At 45.3% G+C, this 20864-nt stretch carries 15 protein-coding genes; 13 read left to right on the top strand and 2 right to left on the bottom strand.

The annotated features are described in order from the left end of the window. The first annotated feature begins 117 nt into the window (after window positions 1-117). The 3 genes from T357_RS20205 to T357_RS0108225 all read left to right on the top strand — a co-directional run bounded on the left by T357_RS20205 (window position 118) and on the right by T357_RS0108225 (window position 4994). The gene (locus T357_RS20205; protein WP_049962349.1) at window positions 118-2700 is read left to right on the top strand and encodes a substrate-binding domain-containing protein; all 2583 of its coding nucleotides are present in this window, start codon (window positions 118-120) and stop codon (window positions 2698-2700) included. An 82-nt stretch (window positions 2701-2782) separates the two neighbouring features. Then, window positions 2783-3358, top strand: a complete 576-nt coding sequence (locus T357_RS0108230) for a CAP domain-containing protein (protein WP_049962348.1) — start codon at window positions 2783-2785, stop codon at window positions 3356-3358. 343 nt (window positions 3359-3701) lie between these two features. Further along, complete coding sequence (locus T357_RS0108225; RefSeq protein WP_031550826.1) at window positions 3702-4994, top strand: homoserine dehydrogenase; 1293 nt, start codon at window positions 3702-3704, stop codon at window positions 4992-4994. Between the two features lie 337 nt (window positions 4995-5331). On the opposite strand, the gene T357_RS0108220 is transcribed toward T357_RS0108225, so the two are convergent. After that, window positions 5332-7026 (bottom strand): phospho-sugar mutase, encoded by a 1695-nt coding sequence (locus tag T357_RS0108220; RefSeq protein WP_031550824.1) that lies wholly within the window; start codon window positions 7024-7026, stop codon window positions 5332-5334. Between the two features lie 146 nt (window positions 7027-7172). Further along, on the bottom strand, window positions 7173-7772 hold the full coding sequence (locus T357_RS0108215) for a biotin transporter BioY (protein ID WP_044916498.1): 600 nt from the start codon (window positions 7770-7772) through the stop codon (window positions 7173-7175). 405 nt (window positions 7773-8177) lie between these two features. Here T357_RS0108215 and T357_RS0108210 point away from each other — a divergent pair, with 405 nt between their 5' ends. The 10 genes from T357_RS0108210 (at window position 8178) to T357_RS0108165 (ending at window position 20816) form a co-directional block, all read left to right on the top strand. Further along, entirely contained in the window at window positions 8178-9170 is a 993-nt protein-coding gene (locus T357_RS0108210; RefSeq protein WP_031550817.1) for a hypothetical protein, read from the top strand. A gap of 579 nt (window positions 9171-9749) precedes the next feature. Continuing rightward, entirely contained in the window at window positions 9750-11216 is a 1467-nt protein-coding gene (gene trpE, locus T357_RS0108205; protein WP_031550814.1) for an anthranilate synthase component I, read from the top strand. A gap of 113 nt (window positions 11217-11329) precedes the next feature. Then, entirely contained in the window at window positions 11330-11911 is a 582-nt protein-coding gene (locus T357_RS0108200; protein ID WP_031550811.1) for an anthranilate synthase component II, read from the top strand. A 256-nt stretch (window positions 11912-12167) separates the two neighbouring features. Further along, window positions 12168-13187 (top strand): glycosyltransferase family 2 protein, encoded by a 1020-nt coding sequence (locus tag T357_RS0108195; RefSeq protein ID WP_242840082.1) that lies wholly within the window; start codon window positions 12168-12170, stop codon window positions 13185-13187. A gap of 17 nt (window positions 13188-13204) precedes the next feature. Then, complete coding sequence (locus tag T357_RS0108190; RefSeq protein ID WP_031550805.1) at window positions 13205-15367, top strand: ArnT family glycosyltransferase; 2163 nt, start codon at window positions 13205-13207, stop codon at window positions 15365-15367. Window positions 15368-15718: 351 nt separating this feature from the next. Next, window positions 15719-16294, top strand: a complete 576-nt coding sequence (locus T357_RS0108185) for a histidine phosphatase family protein (RefSeq protein ID WP_031550802.1) — start codon at window positions 15719-15721, stop codon at window positions 16292-16294. Window positions 16295-16593: 299 nt separating this feature from the next. Beyond that, entirely contained in the window at window positions 16594-17577 is a 984-nt protein-coding gene (locus tag T357_RS19130) for a transporter substrate-binding domain-containing protein (protein WP_049962347.1), read from the top strand. 151 nt (window positions 17578-17728) lie between these two features. Further along, the gene (locus tag T357_RS0108175; protein WP_049962346.1) at window positions 17729-18508 is read left to right on the top strand and encodes an amino acid ABC transporter permease; all 780 of its coding nucleotides are present in this window, start codon (window positions 17729-17731) and stop codon (window positions 18506-18508) included. Beyond that, a complete protein-coding gene (locus T357_RS0108170; protein WP_031550794.1) occupies window positions 18495-19250 on the top strand; it encodes an amino acid ABC transporter ATP-binding protein in 756 nt (251 codons plus the stop codon). Before T357_RS0108175 ends, T357_RS0108170 begins: the two co-directional genes overlap by 14 nt. A gap of 129 nt (window positions 19251-19379) precedes the next feature. Then, window positions 19380-20816 (top strand): M20 family metallopeptidase, encoded by a 1437-nt coding sequence (locus T357_RS0108165; protein ID WP_031550790.1) that lies wholly within the window; start codon window positions 19380-19382, stop codon window positions 20814-20816. The last annotated feature ends 48 nt before the right edge of the window (window positions 20817-20864 follow it).

The following is a 20864-nucleotide window of genomic DNA, read 5'->3' as shown; positions in this document are numbered from 1 at the left end:
CCTTGTCCGATACGTAACTATGGAGCGTGGTTTCTTTGGAACTCACGCTCTTTTTTATTCCCGGAGGGGATGGGTGTGAGGAGAAGTACTCATCCCGTTCCGGTAAAAGGAGGTTTTATGAAGAAACGTTTACTGATCGCTATGCTGATGGCAGCCTCAGTTTCCCTGGTTGGATGTAACGGAAATAATCCAAATCCTCAGCCTTCCGGAGGCACAGAATCCGGCGCTGCAGGCACTGAAGCTGAAACAACCCCTGAGTCAGAAGACTCGGGAGAAACTTCGGAATCAAAAGAAGCAAACACAGAAAAGAAATCCGAGCCGATAAAGCTTCCCGATTTCGATTTCACAAAAGAGAATTTCCCAAGACTTGATGGTTCCACCTCAACAGTACCTCTTGGCAAAACTCTCACTTCAGCGCTTCTTGGAATAAGTGAAAAAGAAGCCGAAGATTTCTGCGTATTCAACCGTACTACCCAGTCCTTCCGGAATCTTCTTGCGGGTGAGGCCGACATGCTCATCGTGGGTGAGCCGAATGCCAAGGTCTTTCAGGAAATGGCAGACGCAGGCTTCAAGTACCGCATAGAGGATTTTGCCACCGATGCGCTTATCTTCGTTGTAAATAAGGATAACCCGGTTGATAACCTGACCACCGAACAGATCAGAGATATCTATTCCGGAAAGATCACCAACTGGAAGGAAGTCGGAGGTAATGATGCCGAAATCAAGGCTTTCCAGCGTAATGAAGGCGCCGGATCACAGGCACTTATCCTGAAGCACATCATGAAAGATACTCCTATGGTTACTCCTCCTTCAAGCCTTGTAGCCTCAGAAATGGGAGAGTTGATGACCGCGGTTAAATCCTATGACAACTCCGCCAATGCCATTGGCTATTCCGTATACTACTACGCTAATGATATGGAAAAGGCAAAGGGGTTAAAGATCATTTCCGTTGACGGAGTAAAACCTGAGCCTGCAACCATCCGTGAAAAGAAGTATCCTCATCGTAACGCATACTATGCCGTTATTCCGGAGGAGACAGACCCTGAGGACAGCAGAGCCAAGGCAGCAAGAGTTCTCTACGACTGGATCATGTCGGTGGACGGACAGCGCCTTGTTGCTTCAAAGGGTTACGTTTCCGTCATGGATGTATCCATGTACGATAGCAAGGGTGTCGAAGCAAAGCCTGCACCTGAGGCAAACTACACCCGCCTTAATGACGCACCCGAAGGCACACTTACCTCAGTGGAGCCCGGCGGTGATTACGGCTTACTGCTTCCTTATTGCGGCAGTCCTCTCGTTGTGGATGTCCAGTACGGCGAGGATGAGAGTTACTCTTATATCGGCGGATACATGTGCGGCTTCTTTGATACAAAGGGACACCTCATTACAGATCCTGTTTACAACAGCATTGAGGTTCTTTCCTACTATGATCCTGCAGATTACAATGAGTTTTATCTGCCGTATTATGAAGTATGTAAGTACGACCCTGTTGAAGGTGCAAAGAACAACAGCTCAGATGAGATAGATGTTCCGGATGAAAACATTCACCGCCAGCTCATCTCTCCGGACGGAAGCTTTGTTTCACCTGAATACGGCTACATCAGCGGCATGAAGGATCATGTATTATGTAAAGCCAACTCTGAGACCAATGATTTCGTGATCTACGATAACAAAGGAAATATCGTTCTCGATTACAAAACCTTGGATGAAGCCAATGACGGAAAACTCACGGAGCTTCTCAATGATACCGATTCTCTGTATGACGTTTCCTATGGCGACGGCTACTATGTATTCTACCTGTATGACAGTTACTACTACATTGATGAAAACGACCACAAGATAGCTATGGGTCCTTTCCAGTATGCACAGCCTTTCACCGATGGAACTGCATTTGCACGAAAGGATGACTCTGCTGTTATTATCAACAAGTACGGTGACAACATTCTGGGCAACAATTATGTTTACGCAGACAAGCTTAAGAACGGCAATATGCTTGGTGTTGCAGAAGACCATGTGGATGTCATTGATCCAAAGGGTTATCTCATAAAGACCATAGACGGCTTCGACAGCACAGGAGTATATCAGTGGGGCTTCTATACAAGCGACTATACAGAGGATTCACGCTGGAAGAGAGCAGTATTTGACAACGAGGGCAACGAGCTTTTCAGAGATGATGATGACGTATGGCAGTACTGCGACAAGATCCCTGTAGCCTTTGCAACCGGCACAGAGGACGGTCCCGACAACTCTTATGAGATCCAGGATACCGGCGTATGGCTCATGAATGTCCTGACAGGAAAGCGCATCTTTGTAAAGGGTGCAGGTTATGCCAATGCATTCTACACCTTAAACGGTGTGGCGGATGTACCTTATATCGCCGTAAGCTCTTATGATGACACAACCGGTAAAAACCATCAGTGGATGTATGACGAGAATCTGAATGAGCTTATGGATTATGACGGTTATGTCAATGTTGTCAGCGACAATCTGACCAATGAATGGCTGTTCTTGGGCTCAGAGGATTACAATGACAGCTGCAGGATCTATAACAAAGACCTGAAGGTTATACTGGAAACCAAGGCTTATCCATATCTGTACGATGGTTATGCTTCATTCTTCGACGGAGATTCCTATGCTTGTGTTGACAAGAAGGGAAATGAAATTTTCCGCTATGTGATGACATCACTTGGAGAAGATTAAAAAAACGAAATATTAATGGCGAAACCTTGCAATTATGAGTAAAATTACAATGGAAATAATTTAATACCAGGGGGACAAGGTTATGAAGGAAGGAATAAAAGTTAATCGTAAGCTAGGTATAGCGGGCGTACTGCTCGTTATATGTCTGGTGGCTGTACTTGTAATAGTTAAAGGAAGATCCGGAGGCAGCGTAGGAGATGATGCAGCTACACGAAGCAGGCCGAAAGCAGCACCTGCGGGTTCGGTAGATCCAAATGTAATTGCAAAGGGAAACAGCCTGTGGCAGGGCCAGAGTTTTCAAACCAACTCTAAAAACGCTCTTAATCTGGTTAACCAGCAAAGAGCCGGCAGCGGACTGGCAGCCCTGGAATGGGACGACAGCCTTGCAGCCTGCGCGATGATAAGAGCAGCGGAGCTTCCATCTCTCTTTTCGCACTCAAGACCCGATGGCAGTGACTGGTACACCGTAGCCCCGAATATAATGTATGGTGAAAATCTCGCACAGGGCTATAATTCACCTGACGCCGCAGTGAACGCATGGATGAACTCCCCGGCGCATCGCGAGAACATAATGAACGCAAGCTTTAAGTCATGCGGAATAGGCATTTACGAAAGCGGCGGAAAGTGGTACTGGGGACAGGAATTCGGATACTACTAAATAACATTTACCAATAGGCAAGCCGGCCGGAGCCGGAGGGCATCCATTTAAAGCCGAGGCGCTTCGTCAGAAAAATCTAAAAACGGATCCCTTAGAATCAAGTGGTTCTAAGGGGTTCGTTTTTGATTTTTCAAGACTCAACTTAACGGCTCTAAATGGATGCCCTCCGGCTCCGGCCTACATGTACTCAGGCTATACTGTAACTACATTTGGTATAATTATCGTTGGTATTACTTAAATGAAATTGAACAGGTAACTAATAATGTGCTAAGATGTTATAAATTTCATTTATGCCATTTCTGTTTGGTATAATTAATTAGAATTAAATTTAATCGGAGCGATCATGAAGAAAATAAACATCGGAATGCTTGGTATCGGAAATATCGGAAAGGGAACCTATCAGACTCTCGAAATGAGCCGTTCAAAGATTGAACAGTCAACGGGAATGTCCCTTGAAATTGTGAAGATCCTGAATCGTCACCCAGAAATTGACAGAGGCATAGATATACCTAAGGAAAAGTATGTAACAGATGCATACGATATCATAAATGATCCGGAGATAGACATTGTTATCGAACTTATCGGCGGCATCGAGCCTGCAACAACCTTTATGGCGGATGCATTGAAAGCCGGAAAACATGTGGTAACAGCGAACAAAGCTGCCATCGCAGCCAACGGACAGATGCTTCAGGAGCTTGCCTACAAAAACCAGCTTATGCTTCGATTTGAGGCCAGCGTTGCCGGAGGTATCCCTATCCTCAATGCCATCTCCAGCGCCCTCATCTCCAATGAATTCAGCCAGGTTCAGGGAATCCTTAACGGAACCACCAACTATATCCTGACAAAGATGACAGAAAACGGAACTCCTTATGAAGAAGTGCTGAAGGACGCTCAGGCTAAGGGTTTTGCGGAGGCAGATCCTACAGCTGACGTTGAGGGAATCGATGCAGCAAACAAGCTGTCCATACTTATTTCCCTTCTTTTCGGTATCGGTATCAAGCCCGGTGACATCCCCACAAAGGGCATTACAAAGGTGACCAGCGAGGATATCGCATTTGCCAAGGAATTCGGTTATAAGATAAAGCTTCTGGCAACTGCCCATAACGAGGACGGAAAAGTCACCTGCAATGTTGAACCATCTCTTGTTTCTGAGAGCCATCCTCTTGCCAATGTTAACAATGAGTTTAATGCCGTTTACATTACAGGAAACGCGGTAGATAATCTTATGTTCTACGGCCGCGGAGCAGGACCTCTTCCCACAGGAAGCGCAGTAATGGGTGATGTGGTGAGCGTGGCACGAAAGATTGAAAAGGGTGCTGCCTATGATCTTCTCCCGCATCTCAGATATGATGCGGATCTCCAGTTTGCAGGAGAGGGCGCACATCAGTACTATATCCGCGTACAGGCTGTGGATCATCCAGGTGTACTGGGTCAGATCGCCTCTACTCTTGGCGTATACGGCATCGGCATCAAGACCATGATGCAGCGCGCCGGCGACAACACAGGCGGCACAGTACCGATGATCTTCATCGTATATGAAGTAGATAAGAGCATTCTTACAACAGCACTTAAGGTGCTGCTGAATAACGGCTCGGTTTCATCAGTTGACAATGTCCTCAGGGTACTGAGATCCTGACGCAGCCGGCGGTCATCCATTCAAAAACGGGTCGCTTCGACGGAAAAATCTATAAAAGCTCCCCTAAGAACCACTAGGCCCTCGCCAAAGAAAGAATCCTGACGGATTCTTTTGAACCGCTCAAAGCCGCGCGGCTCCCAAGATTAAAAAACAAATCTTGGGCAGCAATGTCAGATATTTTCTTTATGAAAAATCTAACTTGGCGAGGGGAACAAGGAAAAAGGTATCCAAGTGGTTCTAAGGGGAGCTTTTATGATTTTTCTCGTCTCAGCTCAACGTTTTTGAATGGATGACCGCCGGCTGCTGTTTTTCTTGTGCCTCTGCTGAAATAACACTTTTACTCTATGGTGTTGATGGATTCTAGTATCTCCTCTTTCAATTGCCGGTTGACGGAGAGGGCTTTTTCCCTGGAGTCCTGAACCGAGTAAATATAGAACTTGATCTTTGGTTCGGTGCCGCTTGGTCTCATGGCAAACCAGGAGCCGTTGTCCAGGAAGAATTTCATGGCATTCTGAGCCGGGATGTCTTCGTAGCCGTTTATATAGTCAATAATTTTAACTACCTTTGCACCCGCAAGTTCTGTAGGATGGTTTTCGCGAATGTATGTCATCATGCGCCCTATGCGATTGGCTCCCGCAATTCCCTCCAAAACAAGATTCGGTTCATCCTCGGCAAAGTATCCGTACTTTTCATAAATCTCGCAAAGCACATCATAGAGTGTCTTTCCCTGCTTTCTGTAGTAGGCAGCGGCCTCAGCTACCAGCATTCCGGCGGAAATACCATCTTTGTCGCGGATCTCTTCGCAGGCTGCATATCCGACGGACTCTTCATATCCGAAAAGATAGGTGTAACCGTTCTCATGAAGATATGGAATCTTTCCGCAGATGTTCTTGAAACCTGTAAGGGTCTCGAACATTTCCACACCATAGGATTTCGCTATTATATCCGAGAGAGTGGAAGTGACAATGGACTTTATCATTGCTCCCTTCTCAGGAAGAGTGCCTGCAGTTTTACGGCCTTCCAGAATGTAATTCACAAGAAGATATCCTGTCTGATTTCCGTTAAGCGGGATGTAATTGCCTTCATCATCTCTGATCTCAATGGCGAATCTGTCCGAGTCCGGATCTGTTGCCATGAGAAGCTCTGCTCCAAATTCACGGCCATAGCGCTCGCTAAGTTTAAATGCCTTCGGATCCTCCGGGTTCGGATACCCTACAGTTGTGAAATCCGGATCCGGCATTTCCTGCTCCGGAACTATCTTCCAGTTCTTAAAACCGCGCTCCTTAAGCATCTCACGGAAGGGTATGGATCCGGCACCGTTAAGCGGTGTGTAAACAAAAGGGATGTCCAGATCCAGCTCGTCACCGTCATGGATCTTCAGGCTTAAAACCTTATCAAGATACTCTCTGTCGTATTCATCGCCAAGAACTGTAATAAGACCTGATTTGATTCCCACCTCGTAATCGGATTTTTTGACGCCGGTCCAGATGTCGACAGCATTGATCTTCTCAAGCATGCCGTCCGCAACCTCGCTTGATACCTGGCAGCCATCCTCCCAATAAGCCTTGTAGCCGTTATACTCCTTTGGATTATGTGAGGCGGTAATGTTTATGCCGGCCTTCGTTCCGAGACGGTTTACCATAAAGGCAAGCTCCGGGGTTGGACGGAGAGAAGGAAATGTATAAACCTTTATGCCGTTTGCTGCGAATATCTCTGCCGCAAGCTCTGCAAATTCCTTTGAAAAATGTCTAGGGTCGTGGGCGATGACAACACCTTTTTTCATGGCTTCTTCACCATGGGCTATGATGTAGTCAGCGATTCCCTGGGTGGCCTTACCTACTGTATAGAAGTTCATGCGGTTAGTACCGGCACCAACCTTGCCTCTGAGTCCGGCTGTTCCGAAAGAAAGATCCTTGTAGAAGCGTTCCTCCTTCTCGGTTTGATTATCTTTTATGGAAATCAGCTCCTGCTTTAACGGATCTGTATCCGGAAGTCTGTCCAGCCATTCTTCGTATTTCATCTGATAGTTCATGTTTGCCTCCTGTATCAGTTTTCCTTAAGCTTTATCATTACCGTTAATTATAACTGATATAAGAAAGGATTTCGAGTCAGAGCGTATAATAAAAGCCTCCTCATCCGGGTTTTATTCCGAAATCGGAGGCTTGAATACACTGTTTTTCACGCTGCATTTGCAGATCCTATGAGTCTTGCCTGGAAGAGGGTGTGTCTTAATGCAGGAGCGAGGATCAAAACCAGGACAATCTTTATTATGGTTGTCGGAATGAAGGGAATCACGCAGGCGGAGAGGGCAGCACCCAATGTGTTATGGGTCATGATCATAAACCAAAGCACTCCCACAACATAATTGAAAAGGGTACCGGCAAGAAGGCCGGCAGTGGTCAATCCGTAATATATGGCTGCTTTTCTGTTTCCGACTCTTTCTCCTGAAATCGTCACTGCGAGTTCATAAAACATTCCTGCAAGAAGTGCCATAACCGGGAAGGAAATGATGAATCCCCCGGTTGGTCCCATGATGCTGCCGAGGCCTCCGGTAAGTCCATGAAACACCGGTACGCCTATGGCTCCCAGAATCACATATGAAAGAGTTGCCATGAAACCGCGCCTGCTGCCTATAACTATGCCTGCAACCGGAACGATGAAGGTTTGCAATGTCATGGGGACGCCGCCGGGAAGCGGGATGTTAAACTGGCTCACGATTGAGATAATCGCTGTAAACAGTGCTATAAGACAAAGGTCAAGTGTTTTTGAGTTTCGCATGATGTGGGCTCCTTTAAGTTTAGTGGATACAGGCCGGAAAATGCAAGGGATGTGCGCCGGCCCACGAGATTGAAAGTACATCCTGCTTGTGATGTCCGTACCCGATCACACTGACGTGTGTCGTGTACGGACATCACAAACAGTCTGTTCTTTCAACTCGCAAGCCTAGGCACCCATCCCTTGCATTTTCCTACTGTATCGATTAAATCACAATTGATGGTCAACCAAGATTTTTTAACAGGTTAACTATATCTGTTATATCAACGATTGTCAACCCATTCCGCTTATATGGTTAACAACATGGTTACTTTTATATTATCGCTGTTCCAGTCGATATAACGGATAGTGAAACAGGTGTAGTGTGCTTTTTTTCCATCGAGGGAACGATGGAGAAAGGAGATTACCATGAGTGTAGATATGTCGTTTTTTATGCGTTACGGGACTGTTGGGAACTATTCCAGGACGCAGAAAATGAAGCAGAAGGTAGAGCGACGTAAAAACGAAAGCGATTTTACTTCGAAAGAAGCGAAAACTGTAAAATATGACACCCGGACTACTTCCGAGAAGGTGCGGACTATGATCCGGTCCGAAGCACAGAAGATAGAAGATGCCTACAGGATGTCAGCTCAGAAGGAAGATTCCGACGAAAAACTCAACAAGATCAGAACCAAATATATGTATGGCGGCAATCTGTCTCCTGATGAACTTGATTATATCAGACGGAAGGACACAAAACTGTATTCCGAAATCAAGGCAGAGAAGGACGAAATCAAAAACTTTGAGAAAAAGCTGAAGTCCGCAAAAACCAAGGAGGAAACACAGAGAGTAATTACAGATGAAACCAATTCAGCTCTTAGTAAAGTCAATTCTGTAACCAACAATCCTCACATTTCCGAAGCCGATAAGATGGCGGTATGTGCCGCGGAGTACAGAAAACTTGTGGCAAAACAGGAGATATTCAAAAAATTTGCGGAAAAGGGCGAATATGCAAAGCTTCCGACGGATGCCGAAAAGCGTGAAGCCGAGCGTGAGATCATGGAGGCAAGAGAAGAAGAGATCCGTAACTCAGGAAGAACTGAGGAGGATGCGGAAGATACTGAGGTGGACAGCTTCATTCATGAATCAGATGCTGAAAATGCCGAATCATTGCCCCATAATAGAAACCATCAGGAGCCGGTTTTCAAAGGAGTATCCCATGCCTCACAGGGCGGCGGTAACCCGGGCGGAAAGAAGGTCTCCGCAGATGGCACTAAGAAGGTTTATAAGAGTACCGTTGAGGCCGAGTCCACTCCGGAAGCCCTCAAGGTGAAGCGTGCCAAAAGCAATTCCGGCCGTGAAAAACTTTACAACCCGGACAGCGAAGGAAGCACTGCAAGCGCTCATGTATGGGAGGCATGAATATTATTTTTGGCTTATATGAATTTTTGCTCTGATATCTCAAATGCATTTTCGTTGACAGAGTCTTAAGGCAAACATAAAATTATTTTAATTTAATAAATTAAACCGTTGAGGCGGAAATAAAACGGGATATGCTCTCACAGAGAGCCGGCGATGGTGAGAATCCGGCAGAATTACAGTTTCGCAAATGGACCGCTAAGGGCACAATGAAAGGCATTTGATGGTTTTCTGAATGTAGTCAGAAAAGACAGGTTCGGAAATCCTGATATGATCTGATGTAGCGAAGGATCAGTTTTTTGCCGAGTATCCTGTGACGTGAGGCTTACGTTAGTAGCCGGAGATATGTTGGTATCTCGCAAAGCGCACATAGTATGTGAAGCAGGGTGGCACCGCGAAGGATATTCGTCCCTGGCAGAATCTTTTTGATTCTGCCGGGGACTTTTATTGTATATCCCTAAATCCGAAGGATTCAGTGAAGTCGCCTAGCTTATAAAGCTGGTTTATGAATCATCTAAAATCAAATGGTATTCTTTATGTTACATATTAGCGCAGCGAGATCTTTGAAAGGAGATTTCACAAATGATCATTCCATCTTATGAAAAAGTAAAGCAGTACCAGAACGATGCAAGCTACAAATATATTCCGGTGGCCTGTGAGATACTTTCGGATTTCCTCACCCCCATCACAGCACTCAGAATACTTAAAAATGTTTCAGATCATGTTTTCATGCTTGAATCCGTTGAAGGACGGGACAAATGGGGCAGATATACCTTTATAGGCTTTAACCCAAAGATGGAGATAACCTGTCTCAACGGAGAGTTTAAGGCCGGTGGGCTTAACATTAAAACCTATCGTCCGGATGACTATATCAGACAGCTTCTTAACGAGTATAAAATGCCGAAGATGCCCGGGATGCCGCCTTTTACCGGCGGGCTTGTAGGCTACTTTTCCTATGACTACCTGAAATACTATGAGCTGACTCTGAATCTGGATGCGGAGGATACAGAGCATTTCAATGACATTGACCTGATGCTTTTTGACAAGGTTATCGCTTTTGATAATCTGAAGCAGAAAATAATGGTCATCGTTGACATGAAGCTTTCAGGCGGAGAAAGCGCCTATCACAATGCTGAGATGGAAATCGAAAACATTGTGAAGCTCCTGAAAACCGGAGCTCCGAAAGAGGAGGAGCCCGGCAGGATTCTGAGCGAAGTAAGACCGTTCTTTGACAAAGAACATTTCTGCGGCATGGTGGAAAAGGCGAAGCATTATATTCATGAAGGAGACATTTTCCAGATCGTACTCTCCAACAGACTGGAGGCAGACTATGAGGGTTCCCTCCTTAACACCTACAGGATTCTCCGAACACTGAATCCGTCGCCTTACATGTTTTACTTTTCAAGCGCTGATCTGGAGGTTGCGGGGGCTTCACCGGAGACTCTGGTCAAGCTTCAGGACGGGGTTCTTCATACCTTCCCTCTGGCAGGCACCAGACCCCGCGGTAAAACCGAGGAAGAAGATAAAAGGCTTGAGGAAGAGCTGCTGCAGGATGAAAAGGAGCTGGCTGAACACAATATGCTGGTAGATCTCGGGAGAAACGACATCGGCCGCATCAGTAAATTCGGCTCTGTGAAAGTGGAAAAATATCATCAAGTCGAGCGCTACAGCCATGTGATGCATATAGGGTCAACTGTCCGGGGTGAGATCAGAGATGACTGCGACGCTCTTGACGCGGTTGGTTCCATACTTCCGGCGGGAACATTATCAGGTGCCCCCAAAATCCGCGCCTGCCAGCTCATAAATGATCTCGAAAACAACAAACGCGGAATTTACGGAGGCGGAATCGGCTACATCGATTTCACGGGAAATCTGGATCTCTGCATCGCAATCAGAATCGCCTACAAGAAAAACGGAAAGGTGTTTGTCCGGAGCGGTGCGGGCATCGTTGCGGATTCCGTGCCGGAGAAGGAATACCAGGAGTGCATCAATAAGGCTGCTGCGGTGGTGACGGCGCTGAAACAATCTGAAGAACCGGACTTTCTGTAATTTTTAGTGATTCTGCGATTTGATGAAATAACGTGAACGATTCATGTTGAAATCCATCTCGAAATCCCGGATTAAATATGACTGCCGTTTACGAATGATGGAGGTACTGATCTATGATATTATTACTCGACAACTACGACAGTTTTACATATAACCTTTTCCAGATGGCAGGCAGCATCGAGCCTGACCTTAAGGTGGTTAGAAACGATGCCCTCACTGTGGATGAGATCAGGAAGCTGAACCCTGCCGGAATCATTATCTCCCCGGGACCGGGACGGCCTGAGGACTCGGGAGTCTGCCCCGAAGTTATCCGCGAGCTAAAAGGCGAATTCCCAATTCTCGGAGTCTGCCTCGGAGAGCAGGCCATCTGCATGGTCTATGGTGCCACCGTGAGCTATGCGAAGAAGCTCATGCACGGAAAGCAGTCCGATACAAAAATCGACACCGACTGTCCTCTGTTTAAAGATCTTCCCGAGGTCATCAGGGTTGCAAGATACCACTCTCTTGCAGTGGTGGAGGAAACCTTGAAAGACACCGCTCTGAAGGTCTGCGGCATCACCACCGATGGAGAAGTCATGGCTGTGGAGGACCGTACCAACCATGTCTACGGCGTTCAGTTCCATCCCGAGTCCATCATGACTCCGGAGGGAGAAAAGATTCTAAGGAATTTCATTGAGCTGACAAAAAAACATTGACAATGTAAACCTCCGGTTGGATCATTTCCGGCCGGAGGTACTTTTAACTATACATATTTCTAAATCTAATACATAATTAGTATACATCTAGACTTAATACATATCTCATAAATCATGGAATAATCGCCTCTCCGGAACGTGGGAAAGTCATGTTCTGTATCCCATATCTTGCGGATTATGTAAAAAAAGAAAAACATGTATCGGATGTGGTAACAATTGCCAGACAGCGAAGAGTTTGAGATGAGGAGGAATGAACTTGGTCGTCAATAATTCAAATGGTGCATGTTCAAAACCGAAATTATATATTGTGATTCCCTGTTACAACGAAGAACAGGTGCTTCCCATTACTTCGGATTTATTTCTGAAGAAGTTAAATGAGCTCATATCTCAGGGAAAGATCAGTGATGAGTCCCGGATTTTATTTGTTAATGATGGGTCAAGTGACGGTACCTGGAAACTTATTAAAGAGTACTCAGAAGCAAATGTTCATTTCATAGGCATTTCCCTAAGTCGTAACAGAGGACATCAGAATGCTCTTCTGGCAGGGCTCCTGGAAGCAATGGAATTTTGCGATATAACCATTTCCATTGACTGTGACGGGCAGGATGATATCAATGCCATGGACGAAATGATCGAAAAATATTCACAGGGCTATGAAGTAGTTTATGGAGTCAGGTCTAAGAGAGCCGATGATTCTTTTTTAAAAAAATTCTCAGCAGAAAGCTACTATAAAATGCTCGATACAGTAGGCGGGGTTGAGGTCATTTACAACCATGCAGATTACAGGCTCATTTCCAAAAAGGTTCTGAGGGAGTTTGCGAATTTTCATGAGGTGAACTTGTTTCTTCGCGGCCTGATTCCATTGGTAGGTTTTCCCAGTACCGTTGTTTACTATGAAAGGCACGGAAGAATGGCCGGAAAGAGTCATTATCCATTGTCAAAGATGCTGGCTCTTGCCTTTGACGGAATTACCAGCCTTACCATAAAACCTATCAGAATCATCATCGGATTTGGATCGCTGGTTACCTTTATTTCATTCCTTGGAATTGTCTGGGCAGTTATTGGATTCTTTAATGGCAGCACTGTAGCCGGCTGGGCGAGTCTGATATGTCTCATATGTTTTTTTGGCGGGGCAAACATGCTGGCTCTTGGCATCATAGGTGAGTATGTAGGGAAGTCATATATAGAGGTGAAAGCACGTCCAAGATATATAATAAGTGAACGGACGTATACGGAAGCTGTTTCAGAACCGGATAGACCATCCGTTAGACGATAAGGAGAAAGCAGTCGTTTATGAATACAAAAATCTCCATGGATCACGAAAAGCAGATAAATGAATCCGCCGACTCAACGGGTAGAGTATATGAACAAATTGCGGCTCTTGCGGCTAAAATCGCATGGGGTATTTTTTTCTGCTTCATTTTCTGGCTCTTTATAGTAACCGGATATTCGACAGTAAGACTGGGTGACATGAATGAGCGGTCCTATATCATTCATGACAGTATGGTTCAGAATCTGCTGTTTTCTGTGGTGATACTATTCCTTATGACGCTGATTTTCAGAAGCTTTAAACGTTTTAAGGAAAAACAACTGAAGGATAGTGTCTTGCATCGGATTGATCACCGAAAGGTGACCGGGGTAATGCTTTTGGCCTTTACAATTATGTGTTTCATTTTTGTGATCACAACACAGCATATTCCGAGATCAGATCAGAAGTATGTTGTCGATTGCGCAGAAGAGATCCTGAACCATGATTATTCTTGCTTTGAACCGGAAGGGTATCTTGATTACTATCCGAATCAATATGGCATTGTGCTTATTATGTACTGCCTGACTGTCATTTTCGGAAGCAACAATTATCTTATCTTCCGACTGATCAATGTCCTGGCCCTTGGGCTGCTGTTTGGATTCATGCGTTCCCTGACAGAGAAAATATTTGATGTTCCCACAAGCATTTTGAACTGTGTGGTTCTTCTTATGTTTCTTCCCCTGGCTCTGTATGTTACTTTCGTATACGGTAACATTCTTGGTTTAACCGCAGGCATAGGCAGCCTGTATTATCTTTATGGTTTTATGGAAGAAAAGGGCCGGTGGAAGCTTGCAGCGGCAGTAGCATTAAGCGCATTTTCTGTTCTCATCAAACAAAACTATATGATCTTCACTCTGGGGCTTGGTATCTACTGCCTGATGGAGCTTCTGAAAAGAAGGAATCTGAGAACTCTTGCGGCATTTTTCGGTATTCTCTTTACATTAAGCTTCGGCTCCATTGTTCCCGGCTTTCTGATGAAACAACTAACCGGCATAGACAAAAAAGGAGGTTTATCAAGTGTTTCCTTTATTGTCATGGGCCTTCAGGATAACCCTAAACGCTTTAATGGCTGGTACAATGAGTATAATTACGTATCCTACAAGAAGGCAGGTTTCGACAAAAATCTTCAGACAGAAAGATGCCTTGTGGATCTGAAAGAAAGGCTAAATGAATTTGCCGAAAAACCTCTTATGGCTGTCAGCTTTTTCTCCGGAAAGAATATATCCCAATGGTGTAATCCTGATTTTCAGGCTTTCTGGATAAATCAGGGCCTGAGTACTGCTTCAGATTTCAAAAGTCCGGGCTGGATAGTGGAGTTCCTGTCAGTGTATCGCAGCGAAGGGATCTCAAGGCTGCTTAATCTGCTCCAGTTCTGGATTATAGCCGGAGCATTGATATTTGCCATGTTCTCAAGGAAGGATAATGTCTCTCTGTGCTTTGCCGTGATATTTATCGGAGGATTTCTGTTCCATACTGTCTGGGAAGCAAAAGGGCAGTACACATTACCCTATTTCGTTTGCCTTATCCCTCTATCATGCTCAGGATGGATGAATACCGTAAGACAATCGGATATCCTGGTGGACGAAGTGATTTTGAAGAAGTGGAAATTCAGAAATAAATATCTCAAACCATTACGTATCTCAATGCTTATGCTTGCCTGTATGATATATTTTTCCATCTGCAGCAGCTCAGGCATCGCAGGGAGTCTCCTTGCCATGAAACGATACTCTGACTTTTCATACCAGGTATATCTCAGAGATAATACATCCGAGAGATTCAGCGGAATCAGAACTATTACGCCCCTTGAAGGCGCGGGGTGTGAAATAACCGGAGTAAAGATTGAAACTAACGGCGACAGAGCATTTATACACCTGGTTCCGGAGAACACATATCTTGATGTGAAGGAACAATCAAAAAACACCGATGATGAACATGATGAAGAATTAACAACGGTGGTATTTTCGGCAGAAAAAAGCGAAACTGCCGGCAGTTGGTTTATAAAAAAGGGTTCAGATGACGGTTATTACATATTATTGAAAAGCGAAGATGAGCAGGCCTTAACTGCAGGGGACAATGGGGAAATCTATCTGGCACCTCTGAAATCCGATAATAAGAGACAGATTTGGCAGCTCCTTCCTTTGCGTTGAAAGACAAGGTAAGGCTACCATCAATGCCACTTTTGATCGTTACATCTCACAAGAAATATTTTGCACAGTAGCAAGATGTAAGATTTCTTCTAATAAGTGAACTTTTTATGGCCGGATTGACAAATCTTTTTAAGCTGATATACTTTAATTATCAAGCAGCCGGCAGAGATGGGTGCCTCCATCCGATCTGGCGATAAAATGATTTAAGAAACGATCACCTAGTCTGCCAGGATCAGGGTGGTCGTTTTTATTTTACAAAAAACAAAACTAACGTGACTATAAACTGGCTATTATTACAGCAAACATTTGTTTTCTATTCAATAAATGTATTTCGAAAGGAATCAATTTTATATGAAAATCTGGATAGCAAGACACGGTCAGACCCGTTTAAATAAAATGAGGCTTATGCAGGGGCGGACGGATGAACCGCTTAACGAGACCGGCATAGCCCAGGCGAAGGCCGCTAGAGAAAAGATAAGAGATATCAGATTTGATGCGGTTTATGCCAGCCCCTTGGATCGCGCCATAATGACGGGCTCCATCATTGGCAATGTTGACCGCTCCGAAATCATCATTGATGACAGGCTGATCGAGGCCGATTTCGGAAAATATGAGCAAAAGAAATATTATCTTCTGAACCCCGCCATGGTGCTTTACTGGTCCATGCCGGAATTCTTCCCGGCACCGGCAACAGTTGAAAAGCTTTCAGAACTTATCGAACGCAGCCATTCCTTCCTGAAGGAACTGGAACAAAAAGACTACGAAAATGTCCTGGTTGCCTGTCACGGCGGCATCATGCGTCCCCTTACAGGCTATCTCACGGATAAACCGAACGGCGTCTGCTGGTGGCCAAAGCCAAAGAACTGTGAGATACGGGTTTTTGAATCCATCAATGGGAAGCACAAAATGATAGAGGATATACTTTGATGTGATTTTGGATCATATCCCGCGGGCATCCACTTTATAACGTTAATCATAAAATGTCATGTTATTAAAACAGATTCCGCCTGCTATGTCCCGAAAATCATTAAACTTATGCATAAATCTCACTCTATGCAATGATTTATGCATATTTTTTGTATATTGCGTTTCAAAAATACATTTTCATGAATAAAAATACTTGATTTCCTTTATAAAAGGTCTATAATTTCTTGCAACAGTATAAACTCCCAAGTTATAAAACTATTTTTATTTATAACTTAGGCGAAGGGTTTGAGGAGGACAATATGAAAAAGAATCTTACAGTACTTATGGCTGCTGTACTTGCCGCTGCATCACTTGCAGGTTGCGGATCAAGCAAGCCTGCAGAGACAAACGCTGCCGCTACAACCGCCGCAGCAACAGAAGCTGCTGCTACAGAGGCTGCCACAACCGCTGCCGAAGAGACTACAGCTGCTGCCGAAGAATCCAAGGCAGACAGCGCATCAGAAGGAACAGCAGAGATCCCGACAGATTTCACAACAATCACACCGGGAAAACTTACAGTTGGTACATCACCTGACTTTGCACCATACGAGTTCTATCACGTTAACAACGGTACTCCGGAACTTGCAGGTTTTGACATGGCACTTGCCCAGAGAATCGCAGATGATTTAGGCCTCGAACTTCAGGTAGTTACTATCGATTTTGATGGTATCCTTATGGAGCTTCAGAACGGCAACATCGATCTCGGTATCTCAGGTTTCTCACCAAGCCCTGAGCGTAAAGAGACCTTTGATTTCTCAGACCTTTACTACACAGGCGGACAGGCATTTGTTATCCGTAAGGCAGACGTTGACAAGTATAAAGATTTCGAAGCCTTCAAAGGTCTTCCTGTAGGAGCACAGAACGGTTCTATCCAGATGGGTCTTGCAGAGAAGAATACTCCTGATGCCAACATCATCGGTCTTACAAAGGTTACAGACATCATTTCAGAGCTTATTTCCGGAAAGCTCGAGGGCGCATTCATTGAGACAGCCGTTGCAGAGCAGTACATCAAGAACTATCCTGAGCTTCAGATTGCATGGGATGTTCCTTATGAAGCAGAAGGTTCTGCTATCGCTCTTAAGAAGGGCAGCGATCTCGCACCTGCAGTAAATGCTGTTATCAACAATGCACTTTCAGACGGATCAATGGCTGAGTACATTGCTACTGCTCAGGATCTTGCATCTGATGAGGCTAATGTTTTCGAAGGTCAGCTTGACGAGAACGGCAAAGCTACAGCTAACTGATACCAAAAAGAGCGATCTGATATAGTTTTTTAAAGATCGTGTCATAGCATCGGAAACCGAACCGATACATGGCATTCAGTTTAATATTTTTCTCCGGGCGTCCGTCCCGGAGATTTTTTCGGTTTTTAATTTTGAAAGGCAGGAATTATATATGACCATCAGTTGGAGCAATATAACCAAACTCCTCAACTACAGCACCATGTTCCAGCAGGGCCTGATCGTAACGGTTCTGCTTGCTTTATGTACTGTATTCTTTGGTTTCTTCTTGGCATTTGGACTGGCACTTATGCTTTTGTCGGATGTAAGACCCTTGAGATATCTCGAAAAGATAAAGACAGATGACATGGAAAGAAAGAAGCGCCTTGATTTCATCGCCCGTTTCAATCCGGTTAAGTTTATCGCAAGCGCATATGTACAGTTCGTAAGATGTACTCCTATGCTGGTTCAGATATTCCTGGTTTATTACATTGTATTTGGATATATATCACTGCCAAAATTCACCTTCCTTGGCTTTATACAGTTTGAGAGATTTTTCCCGGCTGCTGTGGCCCTGGCACTAAACTCAGGTGGATACATGAGTGCTGTCATCCGTGGAGGTATCGAAGGCGTTGACGGAGGACAGACAGAGGCCGCAAGGTCTCTCGGTATGTCCAAGGGACAGACAATGTACCATATCATCCTTCCCCAGGCAGTTAAAAACATCCTTCCGGCTGTGGCAAACGAGTTCGTTACCATCATAAAGGAGTCTTCCGTTTGTTACACCATCGGAGTTCAGGATATCATGTTTAATGTCAAGAGCGTGCAGTCAGCCACCTTCATCATCGCTGAACCGCTCCTCATGGCAACCTTCCTGTACTTCTGCCTGTGCTACCCGACATCAAAGATCATTGAACATGTAGAGAGGAGGATGCGTCAAAGTGACAACAGATAATAAAGCACTGATCCAGGTGCGAAACCTGAAAAAACATTATAATTACGGAAAACTGAAAGCACTCGACGGAGTTAATATCGATATCAATAAAGGCGATGTAATGGTTGTCATCGGACCATCCGGTTCCGGAAAGTCAACATTCCTCCGCAGCTTAAATCTTCTTGAAGAACCTACAGACGGAAGCATCATCTTTGACGGGCAGGAGATAGTTAATTCAAAGATCAATCTGGATGCCTTCCGCCAGCGCATGGGTATGGTGTTCCAGCACTTCAATCTTTTTCCTCACAAGACCATCCTGGAGAACCTCACTCTTGCGCCTCAGATCGTCAAGAAAACCGGCAAGGAAGAAGCAGAAAAGAGAGCCCTTGAGCTTCTTGAAAGAGTAGGACTTAAGGACAGAGCCAGTGCTTATCCCGTACAGCTTTCCGGCGGTCAGAAGCAGCGTGTTGCCATAGTTCGTGCTCTTTGCATGAACCCTGAGGTTATGCTTTTCGATGAGCCTACATCAGCACTGGACCCGGAAATGGTTGGAGAAGTTCTTGAGGTTATGAAGGAGCTGGCAAAGGCCGGCATGACCATGGTCTGCGTAACTCACGAGATGGGATTCGCAAGAGAAGTTGGAAACCGTGTCGTATTTATGGCAGATGGGAATATCATTGAGGAGGGTACTCCGGAGGATATTTTTGATCACCCGAAGAGTGCACGTCTCAAGGATTTCCTCGGAAAAGTTCTGGAAGCCTGAAAGTATCCGATAGACTAAAGATGCATCTCTTGAGAGGTGCATCTTTTTTGATGACAGCAACAGAAACTTTACGATACAATCAAAAATAGAAAAAAGAACAAAAAAATATCACCTGGAGGGAAGGACTGCATGACAGAAGTAAAACAGCAAATAATTGACTTCATCGAAAAGAACAAAAAAATCTTCACTGACTTATCGGACAGGATCTGGGAGAATCCGGAGCTGAGTCTGAAGGAGTTTAAGTCGGCTGCCCTTTATGAGAAGGTTTTAGAAGAGAATGGGTTCAAGGTCGAGAAGAATTTCGACGATATCGAGACTGCTTTTACCGGCACTTTTGGTTCCGGACGACCTGTCATCGGGATTCTCGGGGAGTATGATGCACTTTCAGGTTTAAGCCAGGAGAGGGGAGCTTTGAGTCATAAGCCACTGGAGACCGGTGCTCCGGGACATGGCTGCGGTCACAATATGCTGGGTACCGGAGCTCTTGCCGCTGCCTTTGGCATTAAGCATTATCTGGAAACTTCGGGGCATGAGGGAACGGTTATCTTTTTCGGCTGCCCGGGAGAAGAAGGCGGTGCCGCAAAGGCTTTTATGGCGAGAGACGGAATCTGGAAGGATCTGGACGCAGCTCTTACCTGGCATCCTGAGGATGTTAACGAAATAAAAACCGGCACCAACAACTCAACTATTCAGGTGCTTTACGACTTCCACGGAGTTTCCGCGCATGCCGCAGGAGATCCCGAGCACGGAAGATCTGCGCTTGATGCAGTGGAACTGATGAATACCGGTGTCCAGTACCTGAGGGAACATATGACTTCTGACTGTCGTGTGCATTATGCCATTACTGATGCCGGCGGAGTTTCCCCCAATGTTGTTCAGGAGCATGCATCGGTTTTATACATGGTTCGTGCCGGAATAGTAAGAAATTGTGTTGAACTTTTAAAACGCGTCGATAAAATAGCTGAGGGTGCAGCGCTTATGACTGAAACGAGCTTTGATCGCACCTTTATTGACGGGACAGCAGATCTGGTGCCGAACTTCACATTGGAGACAGTGCTTTACGAGAATTTCAAGGAGGTTGGGCTTCCTGCATACACTGAAGAGGAAATAAGCTTTGCAAAGGCTCTAAGTGCCACCTGTCCGGAAAACCCGGCTCCCGGTTTTGCGTCAAAGTTAGATGACAAGATTCGTGAATTTGCAGAGGAGCAGAGCAGCCACGGAAAAAGCGGACTCAATAATTTTCTCGTACCGCTTCTCCACAGCACCGCATTTCAGGCAGGCTCCACAGATGTCGGAGACGTTTCCTGGCAGACACCTACAGCGCAGATACACGTTGCGGGTTTTGTAAACGGTGCTCCCGGTCACAGCTGGCAGAATGTTTCCTGCGGCGGCTCCTCCATCGGCCACAAGGCACTTATCCATGCAGGAAAGGTCCTTGCCTGTGCAGCGGTTGATCTCTATGAAAAACCGAAGATACTTGAGGAAGCCCGGGTGGAGTTTGAGAAGAGAACCGCCACCGGTTACGTTTGTCCTATAGAAGACGGCGCTAAACCCATAGCCATATGATAATAGAGGATCAAATTGTTTTAATTCCCTCAGTTCCATCGGAAAACT

This window comes from Oribacterium sp. FC2011 (assembly GCF_000701645.1).
Lineage (GTDB): Bacteria > Bacillota > Clostridia > Lachnospirales > Lachnospiraceae > Oribacterium.
The sequence above is the reverse complement of the archived record's forward strand: the minus strand, read 5'-3'. Positions and strand labels throughout refer to the sequence as shown.

Coding starts and splice junctions, on each gene's coding strand:
- T357_RS0108185 (WP_031550802.1), top strand. CDS start 15,719: ATGAAAATCTGGATAGCAAGACACGGTCAGACCCGTTTAAATAAAATG.
- T357_RS0108165 (WP_031550790.1), top strand. CDS start 19,380: ATGACAGAAGTAAAACAGCAAATAATTGACTTCATCGAAAAGAACAAA.
- trpE (WP_031550814.1), top strand. CDS start 9,750: ATGATCATTCCATCTTATGAAAAAGTAAAGCAGTACCAGAACGATGCA.
- T357_RS19130 (WP_049962347.1), top strand. CDS start 16,594: ATGAAAAAGAATCTTACAGTACTTATGGCTGCTGTACTTGCCGCTGCA.
- T357_RS0108225 (WP_031550826.1), top strand. CDS start 3,702: ATGAAGAAAATAAACATCGGAATGCTTGGTATCGGAAATATCGGAAAG.
- T357_RS0108190 (WP_031550805.1), top strand. CDS start 13,205: ATGAATACAAAAATCTCCATGGATCACGAAAAGCAGATAAATGAATCC.
- T357_RS20205 (WP_049962349.1), top strand. CDS start 118: ATGAAGAAACGTTTACTGATCGCTATGCTGATGGCAGCCTCAGTTTCC.
- T357_RS0108220 (WP_031550824.1), bottom strand. CDS start 7,026: ATGAACTATCAGATGAAATACGAAGAATGGCTGGACAGACTTCCGGAT.
- T357_RS0108175 (WP_049962346.1), top strand. CDS start 17,729: ATGACCATCAGTTGGAGCAATATAACCAAACTCCTCAACTACAGCACC.
- T357_RS0108230 (WP_049962348.1), top strand. CDS start 2,783: ATGAAGGAAGGAATAAAAGTTAATCGTAAGCTAGGTATAGCGGGCGTA.
- T357_RS0108215 (WP_044916498.1), bottom strand. CDS start 7,772: ATGCGAAACTCAAAAACACTTGACCTTTGTCTTATAGCACTGTTTACA.
- T357_RS0108200 (WP_031550811.1), top strand. CDS start 11,330: ATGATATTATTACTCGACAACTACGACAGTTTTACATATAACCTTTTC.
- T357_RS0108210 (WP_031550817.1), top strand. CDS start 8,178: ATGAGTGTAGATATGTCGTTTTTTATGCGTTACGGGACTGTTGGGAAC.